Annotated in this window: 7 protein-coding genes; 6 read left to right on the forward strand and 1 reads right to left on the reverse strand. The window is 61.6% G+C overall.

The window, feature by feature from the left end:
- Positions 1–303 precede the first annotated feature (303 nt).
- The 6 genes from NL528_RS28675 (at position 304) to NL528_RS28700 (ending at position 11,026) form a co-directional block, all read left to right on the forward strand.
- Positions 304–1,677, forward strand: a complete 1,374-nt coding sequence (locus NL528_RS28675; RefSeq protein WP_309177762.1) for a helix-turn-helix domain-containing protein — start codon at positions 304–306, stop codon at positions 1,675–1,677.
- 501 nt (positions 1,678–2,178) lie between these two features.
- Positions 2,179–3,118 (forward strand): IS630 family transposase gene (locus tag NL528_RS28680; protein WP_309177575.1). Its coding sequence is split into 2 segments (ribosomal slippage): positions 2,179–2,517 and positions 2,519–3,118, totalling 939 coding nucleotides; the frame shifts between segments, so codons are not numbered across the junction.
- Between the two features lie 1,205 nt (positions 3,119–4,323).
- Complete coding sequence (locus NL528_RS28685; RefSeq protein ID WP_309185053.1) at positions 4,324–6,039, forward strand: TolC family outer membrane protein; 1,716 nt, start codon at positions 4,324–4,326, stop codon at positions 6,037–6,039.
- Between the two features lie 253 nt (positions 6,040–6,292).
- Positions 6,293–8,503 (forward strand): type I secretion system permease/ATPase, encoded by a 2,211-nt coding sequence (locus NL528_RS28690; RefSeq protein ID WP_309185054.1) that lies wholly within the window; start codon positions 6,293–6,295, stop codon positions 8,501–8,503.
- A 25-nt stretch (positions 8,504–8,528) separates the two neighbouring features.
- Complete coding sequence (locus NL528_RS28695; protein WP_309177763.1) at positions 8,529–9,776, forward strand: HlyD family type I secretion periplasmic adaptor subunit; 1,248 nt, start codon at positions 8,529–8,531, stop codon at positions 9,774–9,776.
- Between the two features lie 221 nt (positions 9,777–9,997).
- Entirely contained in the window at positions 9,998–11,026 is a 1,029-nt protein-coding gene (locus tag NL528_RS28700) for a transglutaminase-like cysteine peptidase (protein ID WP_309177764.1), read from the forward strand.
- Positions 11,027–11,107: 81 nt separating this feature from the next.
- On the opposite strand, the gene NL528_RS28705 is transcribed toward NL528_RS28700, so the two are convergent.
- The gene (locus NL528_RS28705) at positions 11,108–21,373 is read right to left on the reverse strand and encodes a DUF5801 repeats-in-toxin domain-containing protein (protein WP_309177765.1); all 10,266 of its coding nucleotides are present in this window, start codon (positions 21,371–21,373) and stop codon (positions 11,108–11,110) included.
- Positions 21,374–21,401: the final 28 nt, after the last annotated feature.

Consider the following 21,401-nt stretch of genomic DNA (forward strand, 5'->3'; position numbering starts at 1 on the left):
AGAGACGGGTCGGCTCAATTGTCAAAATCTGGCAATGTGGGCTACGTCGGGGTCAGCAATTTGCGCTGCTAATAGCCGAAAACAGCTCCGTCAGTTGCCCCCTGCAGCAATTGCGGGGGTACCCCGCGTGGTGTACCTTGATGCCGCTTCGACAATGCCTTTTTTGGGGCGTCCGCGGTGCCTCGGGGCACTGCGGCGCCGTTCGTCGCGACAGCGCGTTTCGCCACGGTGCGAAACTGGACGGCGCGCCGTCGCTAGAAGCCTGTCCATCGTGAACCAGGTGCGGTGATGGGACTCTCAGTGATGGGACTCTCGGAGCGGTCTGCAAGCTCGCTCGACACTATCGTGGGGCACGCTGAACACGTTTATTCGGTTGCCGAGGGAGCGATGCCTCCGCCGGGGATAGAAGCGGTATCAAGCTCCTGGCAACGATCAGCAAAAAAATACCTCCTCGATCCAGTCGATAGCAAGGCGCCACGCATCCTCACGCCTGCCGAACTGAAACATTTTCGCGAACCGCTGGATAAGCTCATCTTCAGCGCCCAAGAGGAGCTAGATCAATTATACAAGGTGGTTCGCGAAGCTGGATATACCGTCTTGTTCTGTGACAGCTCGGGCGTCGCAGTCGCGCATCGCGGTGAAGATGCGTGGGCAAGCCAGTTCCAATATTGGGGAACTTGGCTCGGCGCGGTGTGGTCGGAGGAGCTGGAGGGCACAAACGGCATCGGCACCTGCATCGTCGAAGAGCGGCCTGTCACTGTTCACAGAAGCCAGCATTTTAGGTCCAGACACATTAACTTGAGCTGCTCTGGCGCGCCGGTGTTCGGGGTCGATGGGCGACTGATGGCAGTCTTGGACGTCTCTGCCATCGATCCCGAACTCTCCGAACGAGCGCACGCGCTGACAGGCGCGCTCACAGTACGATCGGCGCGCGCGATAGAAGAGCGATTTTTTCGTGAGCAGTTCCGTCGAGAGTGGATCGTCGCGGTAGCGCCGCAGGAGAGAGGTGCTCCAGGCATGCTGCTGGCGATTGACGGCAACCAACGCATCATCGGCGCAAACCGGGTCGCGCGCACGTCGCTCCTGCTCGATGATCGCGGGCTCCGGGCGGGTATCAGCTTGTGGTCGATCTTCGAGCGTGACGTCGACCTCTTCCGGCGTCAGGACCGGACCGATATCTCTGCGCGATTGCTGATCGCCGGCAGCAATGACAGTCGGCCCACGCTTGTGACTCCCCCCGATCACCCCATGAGTGCCTCGAGCAATCGAACGAACTGCAACCTGCACACGCGCCCGCGCCTGGGCTCGATTGATATTTCGACGCTGCCGCCAGCACCGCAAGCACGCGGCGGATTGTCGCCCGGCGCGTTGCGTCGGGTGCGGGAATACGTGGAAGTGCATTTGGGCGAAAGTATCGATCTGGCGATGCTGGCTGGAGTCGCCGGACTATCAGTGAATCATTTTGCGCGACAATTTAAGCAATCCGCCGGGGTGCCCCCGCATGTCTACCTCACGCAAAAGCGAGTCGAACGCGCCCAGGAGATGTTGGTTCAGACGGATCTCGCGTTAGCGGAAATTGCGTTCGCCGTGGGCTTTTTCGACCAAGGTCATCTAGCACGTCATTTCCGTTATATGCTCGGTACTACTCCTCGAGAGTTTCGGTGGTCGCAACGCTAGAAACGAAAGACGTTTGGTCTCACACACTCCTCGAAGAACCGTCAAATAAGCCGAACGCCAACAGCTGAGCGCGCGCACAGCATCCGTCGCAGTCCGATAGCAACGCCATCATTGCGAAGCTCCTTGAAGTGAGCGATCGCTTGCTGCGATGTCAGCTACGGGAACAAGGCATTTCTTTCCGCGGCTTGCTGGATGAACTTCGAATGCAAATCGTGCTGAAATACCTGCGCTCGCAAAGGAGGATAGCCGACAGGCGCCCGCGCCCTGTCCCGTCACCGCGGTCTCCACCCAACAGCCGCACCTACTCAAGCCACCCGCATAAACAAAAAGCCTAAAATTGAGAGGCTCCAAAAATCTCGCGAAAGCCATGCCTGGACGTTTTCATCGCTGCAATGCTCGCTAGAGCGGTTTTCGGTTGATGTGAATCGGAACAGTAAGGGGGTTCCCAAAGGCGCGCAAATCAGATTCGGGTTGCTTTGACAGCAACAGTGAGGTCGCGCGATGGCGAAGGGATACTCGAAGGACCTCAGGTCGCGGGCGGTCGCGCTTGTCGAAGACGGCGAGAGCAGACGGGAGGCGGCGCGGGTGCTCGGTCTCGGCGCCTCGACCGCAATCCGCTGGATCGAGCGCTGGGCGACAACGGGCAGTGTAGCGGCATTGCCCGGCACGGGCCACAGTCGCTCGCCGCTCGAGGCGCATCGCCAATGGCTGCTTGATCTGGTCGCAGCGGAGCCGGACTTGACGCTCGAAGAGATTCGCGCTCGGCTCAAGTCCGAGAGGCGGCTGAAAACCGGTACGACCTCGGTCTGGCGTTTCTACGAACGCCATGACATCACGTTCAAAAAAAACTCTGCACGCCGCCGAACAGGATCGTCCTGATGTCGCTGCAGCGCGTGCCGAGCTGAAGCTCGAGCAATCCAAGCTTGACGCGCCGCGCCTCGTCTTCATCGACGAGACGGCGGTTACGACCAAGATGGTCCGGCACCGCGGCCGCTCACCACGTGGTGAGCGTCTCGTTGCGAGCGTGCCGCACGGCCACTGGAAGACGCTGACGCTCATTGCCGCGCTACGCATCAATGGCCTGACGGCGCCTTATGTCATTGACGGCGCCATGGATGGGCCATCGTTCCTCGCTTACGTTGAGCAGATCCTCGCGCCGACGCTGCGCAAAGGCGATATCGTCTTCATGGATAACCTGCGCACCCACAAGATCGACGGCGTTCGCCATGCGGTCGAAGCGGTCGGCGCCAAAGTGCGCTATTTGCCGGCCTACTCGCCGGATCTCAATCCGATCGAAATGGCATTCTCGAAGCTGAAGACGGCGCTGCGCAAGGGTGCCGCTCGCACCGTAACAACGCTGATGAAGCTGATCGGCAAGCTCATCAAGACATTTGCACCCGAGCAATGCGCGAACTACTTTCGACATGCCGGATACGCGTAGTGACCCACATCAAGTGGAAACCGCTCTAGGGGCGATACAATTTTGTCGAATGACCGCTTCGCACCACAGCCTGCCGCATCATACTCGGCCCCCTTCCCGCACCGGCCAACGGCACCGGGCACCCCTCGCTTGAGGTCGCTACAGCCCTCCGGGACCGGCAATCCCGACCCAACTCTCGCCGCACGCGCGTTCGGCGCCGAAATGCGAAACCAGACTCGGAATCTGCTTAGGGGCTCGCACAAACCTTGGCCCGTTGAAGGCCGCAGTCTTGAGCAAAGTGGTAGCAAGTTCTTGCCGGACACAGCTGTCGCCGGGCTGGGCCCCGGCGCATATTCGGCGAAGCTGTTGGCAGGAACCAGACCGCGCCGTTGAATTGAACGGCAAGCTGTTGAGTTTGCAAAGGGCGCAGATTTCGTCCCAGTCGGCGCGAATGTAAGGCGTCCTCCAAGGCAACGTGATACGCGTGATCGGCCCGCCAACGCGGCCTGCTCCCGCGAGGATAAAAGCCGTGGCGCTGCATCATGAATTCAGGGATGCCGCTGATCGCCTTTCCGATCTGCGTTGCGTGTCATCGCGGCAGAACAGCCATGCCACCGTCACGCCGCTAGCGTCCTGGACGGTGTAGCACTCGGAATTCTCCCGGATCAGGGTGCAGCGCGGTTTGAAACGGCGGGTTGGCTCCAAACTAGGAACATAGGCGGTCGCGGCGTGCGGCGGCGACGTGCAGTCGAGCGCGTTGATCGTTGCGAACGAATATTTGGAATCTGAGGTGAGCGAGCGGACATCCCGCCACCGGCGATTTCGGGGATGCAAAGGTCATCAAAAAGTTCGGCGAGGTGCCGAACGATCTTAGCAGGTTGCAGAGGGGCCGAGGATGGCGGAAGACGGAGACGGCGCGCTACATCGCCAGCAATTCTTCAATTTATGATAGAAAATTGTGCACGAAACAACCAAAACTTGCAAAATCGTCCACACGGTCAATTTTCCAAAAGAATGCATCACACAGAGGCTAAAGTATCATAGCACCTATCACGCGGCACGAAAAATTAACAACCGCCTTAAGTTGGGCGAAGCTGTGGCTGAAATGTCATAGGGGAATCCAGTTCCATTTGTTAGCGTGACAGCTTGAGATTTGGGCGTTGAAACTAATTTGGCCGCAATTGGAATTGGCGGCAGGTTGTTTGGCAATTGACGGGGTGGGGCAGATGAAATCCGCGTATTTTGCGATCGCCGGCCTTTTTTTGGTCGCCGGCGCGCCTGCGACGGCTGAGCAATTTTCTATCAACGACGCATTGAAGCAAGCTGCGCTGACCAACCCCGGCGTAGGTGAGGCCTCGGCGAATCGCCGGGCGACCGAAAGCGAACTACGACAGACCCAGAGTACGTTGCTGCCCCAAGTGCGTCTTGATGCCAGCTACGGACCGGAAAAGTTCGACCAATCGCCGGGAGTGATTAGCCCGTCGTTGCAGGTACCGACCGCGGGGTCTGGACCGTGGCGGAATGGCAGTCAAGAATCGGTAGTTGTTCGACAATTGCTTTTTGACGGTTTCGCCTCGATCCACGATGTTTGGCGTCAAACGGCGCGGGTTAATGCTGCCGCTTCTCGTGTCAAAGAACGAACCGAACTGTTGGCGTTGGACGCCGCCGAAGCGTATGTCGACGTCGTGCGCTACATTCGACTCGTTGCTCTCGCGCAGCAAAACGTTGCCAACCACGAGAAGATTTTCTCTAACGTGAATTCTCGCTTCTCGGGTGGTCGAGCGGGCGAAGGTGATCTGGAACAGGCGCGCGAGCGCGTGGAAAACGCTTACGCATCACTCGCGGAATTCCAGCGAAGCCTCGATGACGCCCGGGCGAAGTACCGAAAGGTGGTTGGCCTGGAGCCGGTCAATCTCCGTTTCCCGGGTCCTCTCGGAGGGATGCCTGGCAGCCGCGACGAAGCTCTGGCCATTACTTTGAGGTTCAATTCGACGATTGCAGCGGCTCAATCCGACGTCGATGCGGCCAAACATACGTTTCGGATGACGGATGGTTCGTTCGTCCCCAAGTTCTATCTTGAGGGACGAGCAACGCACTACGATAACTCCTTCCCCTATGTCACTACTCCCAGCAACCCCGCCGTTACCCATGAGGACTACAGCGGCAAAGTGGTGATGTCCTGGGACATCTTTCGTGGCGGCCAGGATGTCTGGAATCGCTCGGAGAAGGCCGAGCGATTTACCGAAGCGACAATGCGCCACGCGAGACTGCAGCGCGATGCGTATGAATCGATCGATAAGGCATGGAATGGCCGCACCATTACGGTCACGCGCATTGCGGCTCTAACCCGCCAGCTTGAGGCCGACAAAAAGACCATTGCGGCCTTCCAGAAAGAGTATGAACTGGGCCAGCGTTCCCTGATCGATCTGTTGAACGCCCAAAATCAGTATTTCAACGCGGCAGTCTCGCTTACCTCGGCGCGAGCCGTTGTAGTCTTCGCGGACTACCAGTTGCTAGCCGCAATGGGTACCCTGATGGAATACCTGAAGGCACCTCCTCCGGTTGACGCGGCGCCGGTCGACACGCTTCAGTTCGGCCTTCCTGCATATAAGCTACCCACTGTTCGCGTTAACCTGCCGCAAACCGGTTCTGAGCCGCTTCGCGTGGACACTCCTGCCATCCAGGCGTCAGCCCGGCCGGCTGCGGCCTACGCTGCGCTCGAACCCACCGGGGCTGGTTTCAAGGATCGTTGGCCCAGCTCTTCGTCAACGGCCGGCGTGCCCGGAGCGTCTGAATGGATTGCACAGCAAAAAGGTGGCAGCGCCGACCAGCCGACGGTGATCTACGGTGACACCACCGGCGCCGAAGCTAACTCGTATGCCGCAACGACCCCGCAAAAGCCGTATTGGCTGTCATCGGCGTTCTCCGCTATCCAGAAATAGGGCTGGCGGACCGGAATATCGGCACTTTCGCGCGTACTTAGACAAAAAGGGTCCTCTAAACGGGGCCCTTTCTATTTTTAAATTAACTGTCCAACGAAAGTTCGGGATTAAGCGAATGATTTCGTTCGCTTTTTGTTGTATTCTGAGGCACTCGTCCCGCTAATTTTTTATTACTTCTCTTTAATGATCAAGGACTTCCAAGTTGTTATTTCGAACTCCCAGATCAGCAGCCTCAACAAACGCACAACCGCCGCTGGATGAGCCGGATTCCAAGCCTGCCAAGCCCAACCGGACTGGGACTCTTGGCGATGACCCCCTCTCCGCTTCCCTGACATATCTGGCTGCCTATCATGGACGCGCCGTAAGTCGCGAAGCCTTGCTGGGAGGGCTCCCTATCCTCGACGGAAAGCTGTCGGTTGCGCTTTATGACCGGGCAGCCAGACGCGCCGGTCTCGAAACCGAGGCTGTGAAACGGAATCTTACCGATATCCCTGCGCTGGTCTTGCCTGCCGTTCTGATTATGAGAAATGGGACCGCCTTGATCCTTCTGGGGATCGACGACGCGCACAAGAGTGCCAAGGTCCTGGATCCGACAGTGACGCCAAGCGTGGCGCGGGTGGCTCCAATCGGGGCTATCACTGCCGACTATACGGGCTATGCATTTTTGGTTAGGGCCGCCGCCGAGGCCGACGCACGCGCGGTTGCCGCCGGGGATATTCCCCGAAACCATTGGTTCTGGTCGGTAGTTAAGGTGCACTGGCGCAGCTATGGGCATATTGCTCTTGCCGCCTTCCTGACCAACATGCTCGCTTTGGCTACCCCACTATTCACGATGAGTGTCTATGACCGGGTCGTTCCGAATGGCGCGATCCCATCACTGATTGCCCTCTCGATCGGAATGGGTCTCGCCATCGCGTTCGACTTTTTGTTCCGCATGGTGCGAAGCCGGATGATTGACGTCACCGGAAAGACGGTAGACGTGGTTCTTGCGGCCAATATCTTCGAGCATGTGATGGCCGTGAAAATGGCGCAGCGGCCGCCTTCGGTCGGCATCATCGCCAATCAACTGCGCGATTTCGATTCGGTGCGCGAGTTCTTCACCTCCGGCAGTGTGGTTTCGGCAACCGATTTGGTCTTCGCGGTCCTGTTCATCGGGGTTCTCTTCACTATCGCAGGACCGTTGGCGTGGATTCCGCTCGTCATGTTGCCAATCATGATGCTGATCGGTTTTGTCCTGCAACGCCCGCTCGATCGCGCGATGAAGCGCCTGCAAGCCGAATCGGCAGCTCGTCACGGCGTTCTCGTCGAATCCCTGTCCGGCATCGAAACCGTTCGCGCAACCGGCGCTGAAGCCCGCATGCAGACGGCTTGGGAGCGTTCGGTCGCTGCTACCGCACGATCCGGTGAGGATGTGCATTTCTGGTCCTCGCTATCATTGACGAGCGCCAACGTCGCCCAACAGATTACCAGCCTCTCTCTGCTGGTAATCGGTGTCTTTCTCATCCTCGACGGCAAGCTCACGGTCGGGGCGCTGGTCGCGGCCAACATGCTGGCGGGCCGCGTCCTTGCGCCGATCGCGGGGATTGCCTCGGTGATCACCCGCGGAACTCAGACCTTAGCGTCGCTCAAATCGATTAATCGCATCATGTCGTTGGAGCGCGAGCGATCGCCGCAGCGGGCCTACGTTGCCAGAAAGATCGACGAAGGCCGGATCGCCTTCGAGAATGTCAGCTTTGCCTATCCGGGGGCCCCCGGCAACGCGCTGGAAAAGGTCTCATTCAAGATCGAGGGCGGTGAACGGGTCGGCATCATCGGACGGGTCGGATCGGGCAAGACCACCGTCGGGCGTCTGCTTCTTGGCTTCTACGAAGCTAAAGAGGGCCGCATTCTGGTCGATGGCGTTGATTCCAGGCAATACGATCCCGCTGATTTGCGCACCGGAATTGGCTTCGCAATGCAGGACACCGATCTCTTCTTCGGAAAACTGCGCGACAACATCGCACTCGGCAAACCCGAAGCGACCGACGAAGAGATTCTTAATGCGGCGCGCTTGTCAGGCGTCGAAAGCTTCATCGCCGGCCATCCGATGGGATACGACATGCCTATCTCCGAGGGCGGTCGCAGTCTTTCGGGCGGCCAGAAGCAGGCGATCGGGCTTGCCCGTGTACTGATCAGGAAGCCCAAGGTGCTGTTCCTCGATGAACCGACTGCCCATTTTGATATCCGAAGCGAAGCCGAATTCCTCGAGCGATTGAAAGCCATTCGCGGCGAACAAATGACCATTATCATTTCGACGCATCGTCTCTCGCTCCTCAACATGGTCGACCGGCTGCTGCTGTTTGATAATGGCCGTCTGGTCGCTGACGGACCTCGCGACAAAGTATTGGCGATCTTGCAAGGCAAGCCCCTGGCCGCTGCCCCCGCTCCCTTGCAGGAGAATACGATACAACCGAAATCGGCATAGACGGCAACCAGGACGCGGAATCTCAATGGCCTCCTCTGACTTTGCCTTTGCGAACGACATCCGGGCGGCAGCAGCCCTGCGCACACCGCGCACCTCGCGCATGCTGCTGTTCTCGTTCCTCGCTCTTCTTACGGCGTTTCTTCTATGGGCGCATTTTGCGGTACTGGACGAAGTCAAGCGCGGCAATGGCCGTGTCGTGCCGTCGCAACAGACCCAAGTAGTCCAGAGCCTTGAAGGCGGTATCGTCGGCACGATCCTGGTACAGGAAGGCGCCATCGTTCAGCAGGGACAGTCCCTGATGCGGATCGACGACACGAAATTTGCCTCGGAATTCGGTGAAATCCGTGAACGACGCGCGGCGATGGCGGCGCGGGTAGCTCGGCTTGAAGCGGAAGCTCGGGGACGCAGCGAAGTGGTGTTTCCGGATCAATTGGATCAAGTGGTGCCGGCCGCGGTCGCAACGGAAACCAGCGTCTTTAAGATGCGGTCGCAAAAAGTGGCCCAGGATATCGATGTGTTGAACCAGCAAGTCACGCGGCTCACCGGAACGCTCAAACTGCTCGACCGCGAGTTGGCTCTAACCCGCAAGCTCTACGAACAGAAGGTGGTGCCCGAAATAGAAATGTTGCGACTGGATCGGCAAGCCACGGAAATGAGGGGGCAGCTTGCCGAGTCGCAATCCAAGATCGCTAATATCACCGCCTCTTTCCGTTCTCAGGCCGATGAAGACCTCGCAAAGTCGCGCGGGGACCTCGCTGTTCTCGACGAAAACATCAAGTCTGCGCAAGATCGGGTGCGACGGACTGATCTGAAATCGCCGGTACACGGCATTGTTAACAAATTAAACGTGACCACGGTCGGCGCGGTGGTGCAGCCGGGCGCCAATCTGATGGATATCATTCCGCTCGACGATTCATTGCTGGTGGAGGGAAAGATCCGTCCGCAGGACATCGCCTTTATCCGTCCCAGCCAGGACGCCGTCGTGAAGATCTCCGCCTACGATTCTTCGGTTTACGGTTCCCTAAAGGGCAAGGTCGAACGCATCAGCGCCGATACGATCGTCGACGACAAGGAAAAAACCGAGCGTCCGGAAACGTTTTACCGGGTCATGGTGCGGACCGAAAAAAACCATCTCGGCACTGAGGAAAAGCCATTGCCGATCATTCCTGGAATGGTTGCTACCGTCGAAGTCCTGACCGGCCACAAATCGGTTCTCGACTATCTCGTCAGGCCTGCGCGCACCCTGCGCGACGACGCCCTGCGCGAGCATTGAGCTCGCGGTTCGGTTTGCTTAACGGATCCTCAAATCCAGTCATTCAATTTTGAACGATCGAGCAAACGGTCGATTGACCGACTTCTCGACATTCCCCTGAACCGCGACACGGTTTAACTCCGCCTAAGTGGTGGAGACCGCACGCTGCGTCCCGATAACAGCTGGGACGCAGATCGACGCATAGACGTTGACGGACGTTCCTGACAATGGGGACGTTATCGATGAAATCGCGTCGGGAATCGCTGAAGCTTGCCTCGTCGATACTTTTGACGGTATGCGCGCTTTCAATCAGCCTCTGCACTGCGCCTCACGCACTTGCAGCGGAACAAGCGGTCATCGCTGATGCCGGCGACGGGTTGATACCAGGTTCCGACCAAACATCGACGCGCCCGCCAGCGACGTTCTTCAGCATCAACGATGTTCTGGCGAAGCTGGATCGCCAGCGCGGGCGCGGCCCCAATGCGATCCGCATGGCGACCCTCTCGCCATCGAATACGGCAACCGATGCGCAGCCCGAACAAAAGGAAGCGCCTCCGGTCGGCAAGGAGCCGTTCGGATTGTTCACGTTCCGCGCACCAGAGGGCATATTGTGGCGCAAATGGCGCAGCATCGAAGGCGATATCGCGAAGGAACAGATGATCCTGGATGATTGCCGGGCGAAAGCCGAGAGCTGCCCGTCCTACGCCGCGCAATTCCTGCGGTTGATCAACGCCGTCAAGGCCCAGTCCGGCCGCGGCCAGCTGAATGAAGCCAATCGTGCCGTCAACATGGCCATCCGCTACGTGAGCGACTTCGCGCAACATGGCGAAGCCGATCGGTGGAGCGCGCCGCTGGCCACCTTTGCGACAGGGAAAGGCGATTGCGAGGATTATGCGATCGCCAAATACGTCGCTCTCGGCGAAGCCGGCTTCCCGCGTGATGATCTGCAGCTTGTGCTGGTTCGCGACCGTGCCGTCCGGCAGGATCATGCCGTGCTGGCTGCACATCTGGACGGTCACTGGATCATTCTCGATAGCCGACGCTCGGAGCTGATGGACGACTCCGATGTCACGAGCTTCACGCCCTTGTTCGCAATCGATCATCGCGGCGTTCAGCTATTCGCGGCGCCCTATGCCAAGCGCCCGCTGCTGGCTGATGAAGTTGAGGCGGCGCCCGCTGCGGCAGGCGATGCTGGCTTCGGAGAATGGACTGGACAGGACGCCTCCGGCGACAGCTTTGCTCAATTGTACTCGCTGCCGCTGTTGATGTGATTTCTCGCGGGCGAAGCCCGGCAGAGAAAACAAAAAGACCAGCCGGCATTGACTGCCGGCTGGTCTTCTTAGACCTCAAGCTCAGAACGTATGGATTGCGGTCGCCGCTGGGATACCCGTGCTCACGTGCGCCAGATCAACCGCGTGGGCCGCCGTACCATCGGCCGAATAGTAGAGCTCATTGTGATTCGTGTTAAAGACGAATTGGTTGGTCGTGCCATTCCAGGCGGCTGCTTGCGTTGCATCCGTTGCACTACTGAACTGCCCGGCCGAAATCGTCGCTGAGGTGTTGATAGTCAAAGCCTGATTTTGAACATCAACATAGATCGTATCAGCTCCGATCGATTGGAAGTCAGTGATAGTGACACTCGCACCTCCGTTACCGTGCAGTACGAAGATATCGTTGCCTCCATTTCCTGTTAGGCTATCGGTGCCCGCTAAGCCGGCGATAAGGATGTCATCGCCTGTCCCACCTACCAAGGTATCCGTTCCGCCAGTGCTGTTGGCACCGGCATCCAGTATGCTTCCGGTGCTCGCGGCGGTGAGGTTGTCGGCGAATGACGAGCCGATGACATTTTCGATGCCGCTGATGGTATCTCCGGCCGCCCATCCCCCGGTCGCCGATTGTGTCGCCAGGTTGACGGTGACGCCAGCATTGGAACCGCTGTAGTCGACCGTGTCGCCTCCGCCAGTTCCGCCGGCAAGCGTATCAGCATGCGAGCTTGCCACCAGCACCTCTGCGGCCGTGGTACCTGTCAAATTATACCCACCCGATGCGTTGGCCGTACCAACCAGCGACACCGAAAGATTGGTTGCGCTGTGGGTCGTATCACCATCGCCATCGGTGATGGTGGGAGCAAACGTCAGGGTTGTACTGCTGATCGTAGTCTGCTGGTCAAAGCTCACACTGGTCAGGTTGACCTTGGAGTCGTCTCCCGACGAGCCGTCAGCACCGGCGATATTTTCCACCGTCATCGACGTGAACGAGCCGAACGTACCAGTCGTTGGAACTCCTGCAGCTTCCCCGACTCCCCAATGGGCGCTGTCGACGAGCACCGGTGAGCCGTCCGACAGGATAATGTCCTCGGTAGCAAAGGCAACGCCACCATTATAGAGCGTTATCAGAAAATGCTCATTCGTGCTGTTGTTGCCCTTACCGATGCCCAGATCGACGGCGCTCTGGGGGTGCGCAAAGACAAAGTCAAGCACACTGAGGGTATTGAAGTTGCCATTATCCAGTCCGAAGCCGTTGTTGTTGGCATGCACCGTATGGTTGATGGGATCCGGTGCCCCGGCGTCGGTCGCTACCCAGCCGTCAATAAGAAGATCAGAGCCTGCCGGCGGACCGGCCGGGATGGTGACTGCATTCTTCACGAAGGTCGCCGAAGTACCAGTAACGACAGCGTAGCTTCCTTCGCCGGAATTGCCGCCGCCCGTGAAACTCGTGATGACCGTGGATTCCAGCGCCGTAGACGATGTCAGATGGAAATCGTATGTCCCGTTCGCAGCCATCGACAAGGTAAAGAACTGATTTGTCGTGCCGGTACTTCCGGCGACCGCGTCGGCCTGATCGGAATAAGCGAACATCTCCGCCGTCTGGGTCGCGGCATTGTAGTGGGTGTACTCATAGAAAGTGTAGGGCTGCGTCCCTCCCGTCACAGCGACGGAGAAAACCTCTTCGCCTGCCGGATCATGGAGGAGCGTGTCGGTAACGGTATAGGTCAGCCCGGCCGGCGCTGTCCCCATCGCGATTCCGATTGCTGCGAAGGCAGGATCGTTTGGACCCTTCACATCGCCTGCTGGCGCAAAATCCGGTCCGTCTGCGCCGAAGTTTGGCTGCCATGTACCATGCGCGTCCGTGTTGTTAACGGTCGGCATTATGGCGTTTTGAATTGAACTGATCGTCGGGCCGTCGTCCAGGAAGCTCACCTGCTTGCCGAGATCGATGGTGGCCGCCTGATGGTCGCCATCCTTGTCCGTGATCGTCGCCGTCAGCGTCACCAGGTTGGCGATGCTGTTCAGGCTGATGCCTTCGCTGGTGTCCCCGTTCGACGCCGTGCCCTGCTTCACCGACCGGTCCTCGGTCAGCGTCACGATCCCCGTCGCCGGGTCCACCGCAATGGTGAACGCCAGCGCGCCGCCGGTCGTGCCGACATGGCCTTCGATCGTGTTGCCGTTCAGAACCAGCACATCGGTCTGGCCGGTCTGCGAATCGACCAGCCCCGACGAGGTGCCGTTGCCGCCGGTGATGCCCAGCGCATAGGCGATGCTTGCGCCGTCGGCGCCCTGCACCGCGGTGAACGCGGTCGAGAAGTTACCGGTGGTGTGGGTGCTGGCCAGCAGCGGCGTCGAGCCGTTGATGCCGTTGGTCGAAGCCGTCAGGAAGCTCTCGTCAACCGAGAGCGCCGGACCCGTTGCCGTCGCCGTAATCGTCGGACCGTCGTCATGGATGCTCAGCTGCTTGCCGAGATCGATCGTCGCCGCCTGATGGTCGCCGTCCTTGTCCGTGATCGTCGCCGTCAGCGTCACCAGGTTGGCGATGCTGTTCAGGCTGATGCCCTCGCTGATGTCGCCGTTCTCGCCGACGCCCTCATGCACCGCGCGCAGGTCGGTCAGCGTCACCACGCCGGTCGCGGCATTGACCGCCAGCGTAAAGGCCAGCGTCGAGCTCGCCCCGACATGGCCTTCCACCGTGGTGCCGTTCAGGACCAGGAAGATGTGCTGCCCGGTCGCCGAGTCGATCAGCCCGGAGTCCACGCTCGGCGAGCTCACGCCCAGCGAGTACGCGATGCTGGCGCCGTCGGCACCCTGCACCGAGGTGAACGCGGTCGAGAAGTCGCCGGTCTTGACCGTGCTGGCCAGGTTCGGCGTGGTGCCGTCGATGCCGTTGGTTGCCGCCGTCAGGAAGCTCTCGTCCACCACCAGCGTCGGTTCGGTCGAGTTGTTGACCACGATGGTCGGGCCGTCGTCGTTGAAGGTGACCTGCTTGCCGAGGTCGATGGTGGCCGCCTGATGGTCGCCGTCCTTGTCCGTGATCGTCGCCGTCAGCGTCACCAGGTTGGCGATGCTGTTCAGGCTGATGCCCTCGCTGATGTCGCCGTTCTCGCCGACGCCCTCATGCACCGCGCGCAGGTCGGTCAGCGTCACCACGCCGGTCGCGGCATTGACCGCCAGCGTGAAGGCCAGCGTCGAGCTGGCGCCGACATGGCCTTCCACCGTGGTGCCGTTCAGCACCAGCAGGATGTGCTGCCCGGTCGCCGAGTCGATCAGCCCGGAGTCCACGCTCGGCGAGCTCACGCCCAGCGAGTACGCGATGCTGGCGCCGTCGGCACCCTGCACCGAGGTGAACGCGGTCGAGAAGTCGCCGGTCTTGACCGTGCTGGCCAGGTTCGGCGTGGTGCCGTCGATGCCGTTGGTTGCCGCCGTCAGGAAGCTCTCGTCCACCACCAGCGTCGGTTCGGTCGAGTTGTTGACCACGATGGTCGGGCCGTCGTCGTTGAAGGTGACCTGCTTGCCGAGGTCGATGGTGGCCGCCTGATGGTCGCCGTCCTTGTCCGTGATCGTCGCCGTCAGCGTCACCAGGTTGGCGATGCTGTTCAGGCTGATGCCCTCGCTGATGTCGCCGTTCTCGCCGACGCCCTCATGCACCGCGCGCAGGTCGGTCAGCGTCACCACGCCGGTCGCGGCATTGACCGCCAGCGTGAAGGCCAGCGTCGAGCTGGCGCCGACATGGCCTTCCACCGTGGTGCCGTTCAGCACCAGCAGGATGTGCTGCCCGGTCGCCGAGTCGATCAGCCCGGAGTCCACGCTCGGCGAGCTCACGCCCAGCGAGTACGCGATGCTGGCGCCGTCGGCACCCTGCACCGAGGTGAACGCGGTCGAGAAGTCGCCGGTCTTGACCGTGCTGGCCAGGTTCGGCGTGGTGCCGTCGATGCCGTTGGTTGCCGCCGTCAGGAAGCTCTCGTCCACCACCAGCGTCGGTTCGGTCGAGTTGTTGACCACGATGGTCGGGCCGTCGTCGTTGAAGGTGACCTGCTTGCCGATATCGATGGTCGCCGCCTGATGGTCGCCGTCCTTGTCCGTGATCGTCGCCGTCAGCGTCACCAGGTTGGCGATGCTGTTCAGGCTGATGCCCTCGCTGATGTCGCCGTTCTCGCCGACGCCCTCATGCACCGCGCGCAGGTCGGTCAGCGTCACCACGCCGGTCGCGGCATTGACCGCCAGCGTAAAGGCCAGCGTCGAGCTGGCGCCGACATGGCCTTCCACCGTGGTGCCGTTCAGCACCAGGAAGATGTGCTGCCCGGTCGCCGAGTCGATCAGCCCGGAGTCCACGCTCGGCGAGCTCACGCCCAGCGAGTACGCGATGCTGGCGCCGTCGGCACCCTGCACCGAGGTGAACGCGGTCGAGAAGTCGCCGGTCTTGACCGTGCTGGCCAGGTTCGGCGTGGTGCCGTCGATGCCGTTGGTTGCCGCCGTCAGGAAGCTCTCGTCCACCACCAGCGTCGGTTCGGTCGAGTTGTTGACCACGATGGTCGGGCCGTCGTCGTTGAAGGTGACCTGCTTGCCGAGGTCGATGGTGGCCGCCTGGTGGTCGCCGTCCTTGTCCGTGATCGTCGCCGTCAGCGTCACCAGGTTGGCGATGCTGTTCAGGCTGATGCCCTCGCTGATGTCGCCGTTCTCGCCGACGCCCTCATGCACCGCCCGCAGGTCGGTCAGGGTCACGATCCCCGTGTTCGGGTCGACCGCCAGCGTGAAGGCCAGCGTCGAGCTCGCCCCGACATGGCCTTCCACCGTGGTGCCGTTCAGGACCAGGAAGATGTGCTGCCCGGTCGCCGAGTCGATCAGCCCGGAGTCCACGCTCGGCGAGCTCACGCCCAGCGAGTACGCGATGCTGGCGCCGTCGGCACCCTGCACCGAGGTGAACGCGGTCGAGAAGTCGCCGGTCTTGACCGTGCTGGCCAGGTTCGGCGTGGTGCCGTCGATGCCGTTGGTTGCCGCCGTCAGGAAGCTCTCGTCCACCACCAGCGTCGGTTCGGTCGAGTTGTTGACCACGATGGTCGGGCCGTCGTCGTTGAAGGTGACCTGCTTGCCGATATCGATGGTCGCCGCCTGATGGTCGCCGTCCTTGTCCGTGATCGTCGCCGTCAGCGTCACCAGGTTGGCGATGCTGTTCAGGCTGATGCCCTCGCTGATGTCGCCGTTCTCGCCGACGCCCTCATGCACCGCGCGCAGGTCGGTCAGCGTCACCACGCCGGTCGCGGCATTGACCGCCAGCGTAAAGGCCAGCGTCGAGCTCGCCCCGACATGGCCTTCCACCGTGGTGCCGTTCAGGACCAGGAAGATGTGCTGCCCGGTCGCCGAGTCGATCAGCCCGGAGTCCACGCTCGGCGAGCTCACGCCCAGCGAGTACGCGATGCTGGCGCCGTCGGCACCCTGCACCGAGGTGAACGCGGTCGAGAAGTCGCCGGTCTTGACCGTGCTGGCCAGGTTCGGCGTGGTGCCGTCGATGCCGTTGGTTGCCGCCGTCAGGAAGCTCTCGTCCACCACCAGCGTCGGTTCGGTCGAGTTGTTGACCACGATGGTCGGGCCGTCGTCGTTGAAGGTGACCTGCTTGCCGAGGTCGATGGTGGCCGCCTGGTGGTCGCCGTCCTTGTCCGTGATCGTCGCCGTCAGCGTCACCAGGTTGGCGATGCTGTTCAGGCTGATGCCCTCGCTGATGTCGCCGTTCTCGCCGACGCCCTCATGCACCGCCCGCAGGTCGGTCAGGGTCACGATCCCCGTGTTCGGGTCGACCGCCAGCGTGAAGGCCAGCGTCGAGCTCGCCCCGACATGGCCTTCCACCGTGGTGCCGTTCAGGACCAGGAAGATGTGCTGCCCGGTCGCCGAGTCGATCAGCCCGGAGTCCACGCTCGGCGAGCTCACGCCCAGCGAGTACGCGATGCTGGCGCCGTCGGCACCCTGCACCGAGGTGAACGCGGTCGAGAAGTCGCCGGTCTTGACCGTGCTGGCCAGGTTCGGCGTGGTGCCGTCGATGCCGTTGGTTGCCGCCGTCAGGAAGCTCTCGTCCACCACCAGCGTCGGTTCGGTCGAGTTGTTGACCACGATGGTCGGGCCGTCGTCGTTGAAGGTGACCTGCTTGCCGATATCGATGGTCGCCGCCTGATGGTCGCCGTCCTTGTCCGTGATCGTCGCCGTCAGCGTCACCAGGTTGGCGATGCTGTTCAGGCTGATGCCCTCGCTGATGTCGCCGTTCTCGCCGACGCCCTCATGCACCGCCCGCAGGTCGGTCAGGGTCACGATCCCCGTGTTCGGGTCGACCGCCAGCGTGAAGGCCAGCGTCGAGCTCGCCCCGACATGGCCTTCCACCGTGGTGCCGTTCAGGACCAGGAAGATGTGCTGCCCGGTCGCCGAGTCGATCAGCCCGGAGTCCACGCTCGGCGAGCTCACGCCCAGCGAGTACGCGATGCTGGCGCCGTCGGCACCCTGCACCGAGGTGAACGCGGTCGAGAAGTCGCCGGTCTTGACCGTGCTGGCCAGGTTCGGCGTGGTGCCGTCGATGCCGTTGGTTGCCGCCGTCAGGAAGCTCTCGTCCACCACCAGCGTCGGTTCGGTCGAGTTGTTGACCACGATGGTCGGGCCGTCGTCGTTGAAGGTGACCTGCTTGCCGATATCGATGGTCGCCGCCTGATGGTCGCCGTCCTTGTCCGTGATCGTCGCCGTCAGCGTCACCAGGTTGGCGATGCTGTTCAGGCTGATGCCCTCGCTGATGTCGCCGTTCTCGCCGACGCCCTCATGCACCGCGCGCAGGTCGGTCAGCGTCACCACGCCGGTCGCGGCATTGACCGCCAGCGTAAAGGCCAGCGTCGAGCTGGCGCCGACATGGCCTTCCACCGTGGTGCCGTTCAGCACCAGCAGGATGTGCTGCCCGGTCGCCGAGTCGATCAGCCCGGAGTCCACGCTCGGCGAGCTCACGCCCAGCGAGTACGCGATGCTGGCGCCGTCGGCACCCTGCACCGAGGTGAACGCGGTCGAGAAGTCGCCGGTCTTGACCGTGCTGGCCAGGTTCGGCGTGGTGCCGTCGATGCCGTTGGTTGCCGCCGTCAGGAAGCTCTCGTCCACCACCAGCGTCGGTTCGGTCGAGTTGTTGACCACGATGGTCGGGCCGTCGTCGTTGAAGGTGACCTGCTTGCCGAGGTCGATGGTGGCCGCCTGATGGTCGCCGTCCTTGTCCGTGATCGTCACCGTCAGCGTCACCAGGTTGGCGATGCTGTTCAGGCTGATGCCCTCGCTGATGTCGCCGTTCTCGCCGACGCCCTCATGCACCGCCCGCAGGTCGGTCAGGGTCACGATCCCCGTGTTCGGGTCGACCGCCAGCGTGAAGGCCAGCGTCGAGCTCGCCCCGACATGGCCTTCCACCGTGGTGCCGTTCAGGACCAGGAAGATGTGCTGCCCGGTCGCCGAGTCGATCAGCCCGGAGTCCACGCTCGGCGAGCTCACGCCCAGCGAGTACGCGATGCTGGCGCCGTCGGCACCCTGCACCGAGGTGAACGCGGTCGAGAAGTCGCCGGTCTTGACCGTGCTGGCCAGGTTCGGCGTGGTGCCGTCGATGCCGTTGGTTGCCGCCGTCAGGAAGCTCTCGTCCACCACCAGCGTCGGTTCGGTCGAGTTGTTGACCACGATGGTCGGGCCGTCGTCGTTGAAGGTGACCTGCTTGCCGAGGTCGATGGTGGCCGCCTGATGGTCGCCGTCCTTGTCCGTGATCGTCACCGTCAGCGTCACCAGGTTGGCGATGCTGTTCAGGCTGATGCCCTCGCTGATGTCGCCGTTCTCGCCGACGCCCTCATGCACCGCCCGCAGGTCGGTCAGGGTCACGATCCCCGTGTTCGGGTCGACCGCCAGCGTGAAGGCCAGCGTCGAGCTCGCCCCGACATGGCCTTCCACCGTGGTGCCGTTCAGGACCAGGAAGATGTGCTGCCCGGTCGCCGAGTCGATCAGCCCGGAGTCCACGCTCGGCGAGCTCACGCCCAGCGAGTACGCGATGCTGGCGCCGTCGGCACCCTGCACCGAGGTGAACGCGGTCGAGAAGTCGCCGGTCTTGACCGTGCTGGCCAGGTTCGGCGTGGTGCCGTCGATGCCGTTGGTTGCCGCCGTCAGGAAGCTCTCGTCCACCACCAGCGTCGGTTCGGTCGAGTTGTTGACCACGATGGTCGGGCCGTCGTCGTTGAAGGTGACCTGCTTGCCGAGGTCGATGGTGGCCGCCTGATGGTCGCCGTCCTTGTCCGTGATCGTCGCCGTCAGCGTCACCAGGTTGGCGATGCTGTTCAGGCTGATGCCCTCGCTGATGTCGCCGTTCTCGCCGACGCCCTCATGCACCGCGCGCAGGTCGGTCAGCGTCACCACGCCGGTCGCGGCATTGACCGCCAGCGTGAAGGCCAGCGTCGAGCTGGCGCCGACATGGCCTTCCACCGTGGTGCCGTTCAGCACCAGCAGGATGTGCTGCCCGGTCGCCGAGTCGATCAGCCCGGAGTCCACGCTCGGCGAGCTCACGCCCAGCGAGTACGCGATGCTGGCGCCGTCGGCACCCTGCACCGAGGTGAACGCGGTCGAGAAGTCGCCGGTCTTGACCGTGCTGGCCAGGTTCGGCGTGGTGCCGTCGATGCCGTTGGTTGCCGCCGTCAGGAAGCTCTCGTCCACCACCAGCGTCGGCAAATGCTGCTCTTCGCCCAAAACACGAACCTGAATGGTCGGGCCGTCGTCGTTGAACGTCACCTGCTTGCCGAGGTCGATGCTGGCAGTCGCCGTGTCGCCGTCCTTGTCGGTGATCGTCGCTGTCAGCGTCACCAGGTTGGCCACGCTGTTCAGGCTGATGCCCTCGCTGATGTCGCCGTTTTCGCCGACGCCCTCGTGCACTGCGCGCAGATCGGTCAGCGTCACCACACCCGTCGCAGGGTCAAGCGCGAGCGTGAAGGCGAGTGTCGCCGTCGCACCGACGTGACCTTCCACCGTGTTGCCGTTCAGCACCAGGAAGATGTGATCACCGGTCGCGGAGTCGATCAAGCCGGAGTCCACGTTCGGCGAGTTCACGCCCAGCGAGTAGGCGATGCTGGCGCCGTCGGCGCCCTGCACCGAGGTGAACGCACCACTGAAGTCGCCGGTCGTGTGGGTGTTGGCAAGGTTCGGCGTCGTGCCGTCGATGCCGTTGGTTGCCGCCGTCAGGAAGCTCTCGTCAACGGCCAGCGCCGGCTCGCCTTGAACCACAATCGAAACGCTCGGACCGTCGTCCAGGATCGTCAGATGCGGACCAATATCAACACTTGCGCTCTCGCTCTGGTTGCTGTTGTCCGTCACCGTCGCCGTCAGCGTCACCAGACCGGCAGGCAGGGACACGCCCTCGTTGATATCGCCGGTCTCGCCGACGCCTTCATGCACCGAACGCAGATCCGTCAGCGTGATATGACCCGTCGCATCAACCGCGAGCGTGAAATCAGCCGGCCCTCCTGCCGCCGCGCCGGCGTTTGCTCCCTCGCGGCCGACCACCTGGCCATTTTCCAGGAACAGGAACACGTGATTCCCGGTCTGCGAGTCAATCAACCCGGAATCGACGCCTGACGCGCTAATCGACAGCGCGAAGGTCAGCGATTGCTGACCGGCTGGCGCGTCGATTGTGAACGGTACCAATCCCGTCGCCACGGTAGATCCCGCCGGGCCCTGGCCCGAGCCGGCAATACCGTTCGTCGCAACTGTCAGGAAGCTCTCATCGACCACCAGCCCTGGAACAAGTCCGGCAACGATCGTGGGAGCAACTGGAATCGGGGGCGTGGGCACGAAACCCGTCTGCGGCTCGGTCGTAAAAGTGGGCAAGTCCTCTTGAGGCGCCAGAGTATTGCTGGGCACGGGGGGCAGAGGATCAACCGCAGATGGGCTGAAGTTCGCACCGCTCGCCTGGGCGTTGGCATTGGAGGCGCCGCCGGCGTCGGCTGCAGGCAACACCGACGAATCCGTGGTGATCGGAAACAGGCTCGCAAATTCGCTTACGGAAACGTCGCGGCCAGGCGCCATTTCAATCGTTATGTTTTGCAGCGCGTCGTGCCGCGAATCGAAGAACGGCTCGACCGTCACGGTCGACTGATTGTCGAACAGGATGATGAGTTTCTCGCCGACGTGGACGAGTGTGATTTTCTCGTTGGCGATCGCCGAGAAATCGACCTGGACTTTCTGATCGTATCCGAGATTGACGACGACCGCCTGATCGGTCAGCGGCTTCGTCAGTTTGTATATTCGTGGAGGGGCCGAACTGCTGGAATTCGCGGTGCCGGTAGCCTGAGCAACCTGAAATGGACCGTTCATATTCAAACTCCGATGAATTAAATCAATT

The sequence above is a fragment of the Bradyrhizobium sp. Ash2021 genome, from assembly GCF_031202265.1.
GTDB lineage: Bacteria > Pseudomonadota > Alphaproteobacteria > Rhizobiales > Xanthobacteraceae > Bradyrhizobium.

Bases quoted from the DNA above. Each gene is read 5' to 3' on its own strand.
- NL528_RS28675 (WP_309177762.1), top strand. From the start codon at position 304: ATGGGACTCTCGGAGCGGTCTGCAAGCTCGCTCGACACTATCGTGGGG.
- NL528_RS28695 (WP_309177763.1), top strand. From the start codon at position 8,529: ATGGCCTCCTCTGACTTTGCCTTTGCGAACGACATCCGGGCGGCAGCA.
- NL528_RS28705 (WP_309177765.1), bottom strand. From the start codon at position 21,373: ATGAACGGTCCATTTCAGGTTGCTCAGGCTACCGGCACCGCGAATTCC.
- NL528_RS28700 (WP_309177764.1), top strand. From the start codon at position 9,998: ATGAAATCGCGTCGGGAATCGCTGAAGCTTGCCTCGTCGATACTTTTG.
- NL528_RS28685 (WP_309185053.1), top strand. From the start codon at position 4,324: ATGAAATCCGCGTATTTTGCGATCGCCGGCCTTTTTTTGGTCGCCGGC.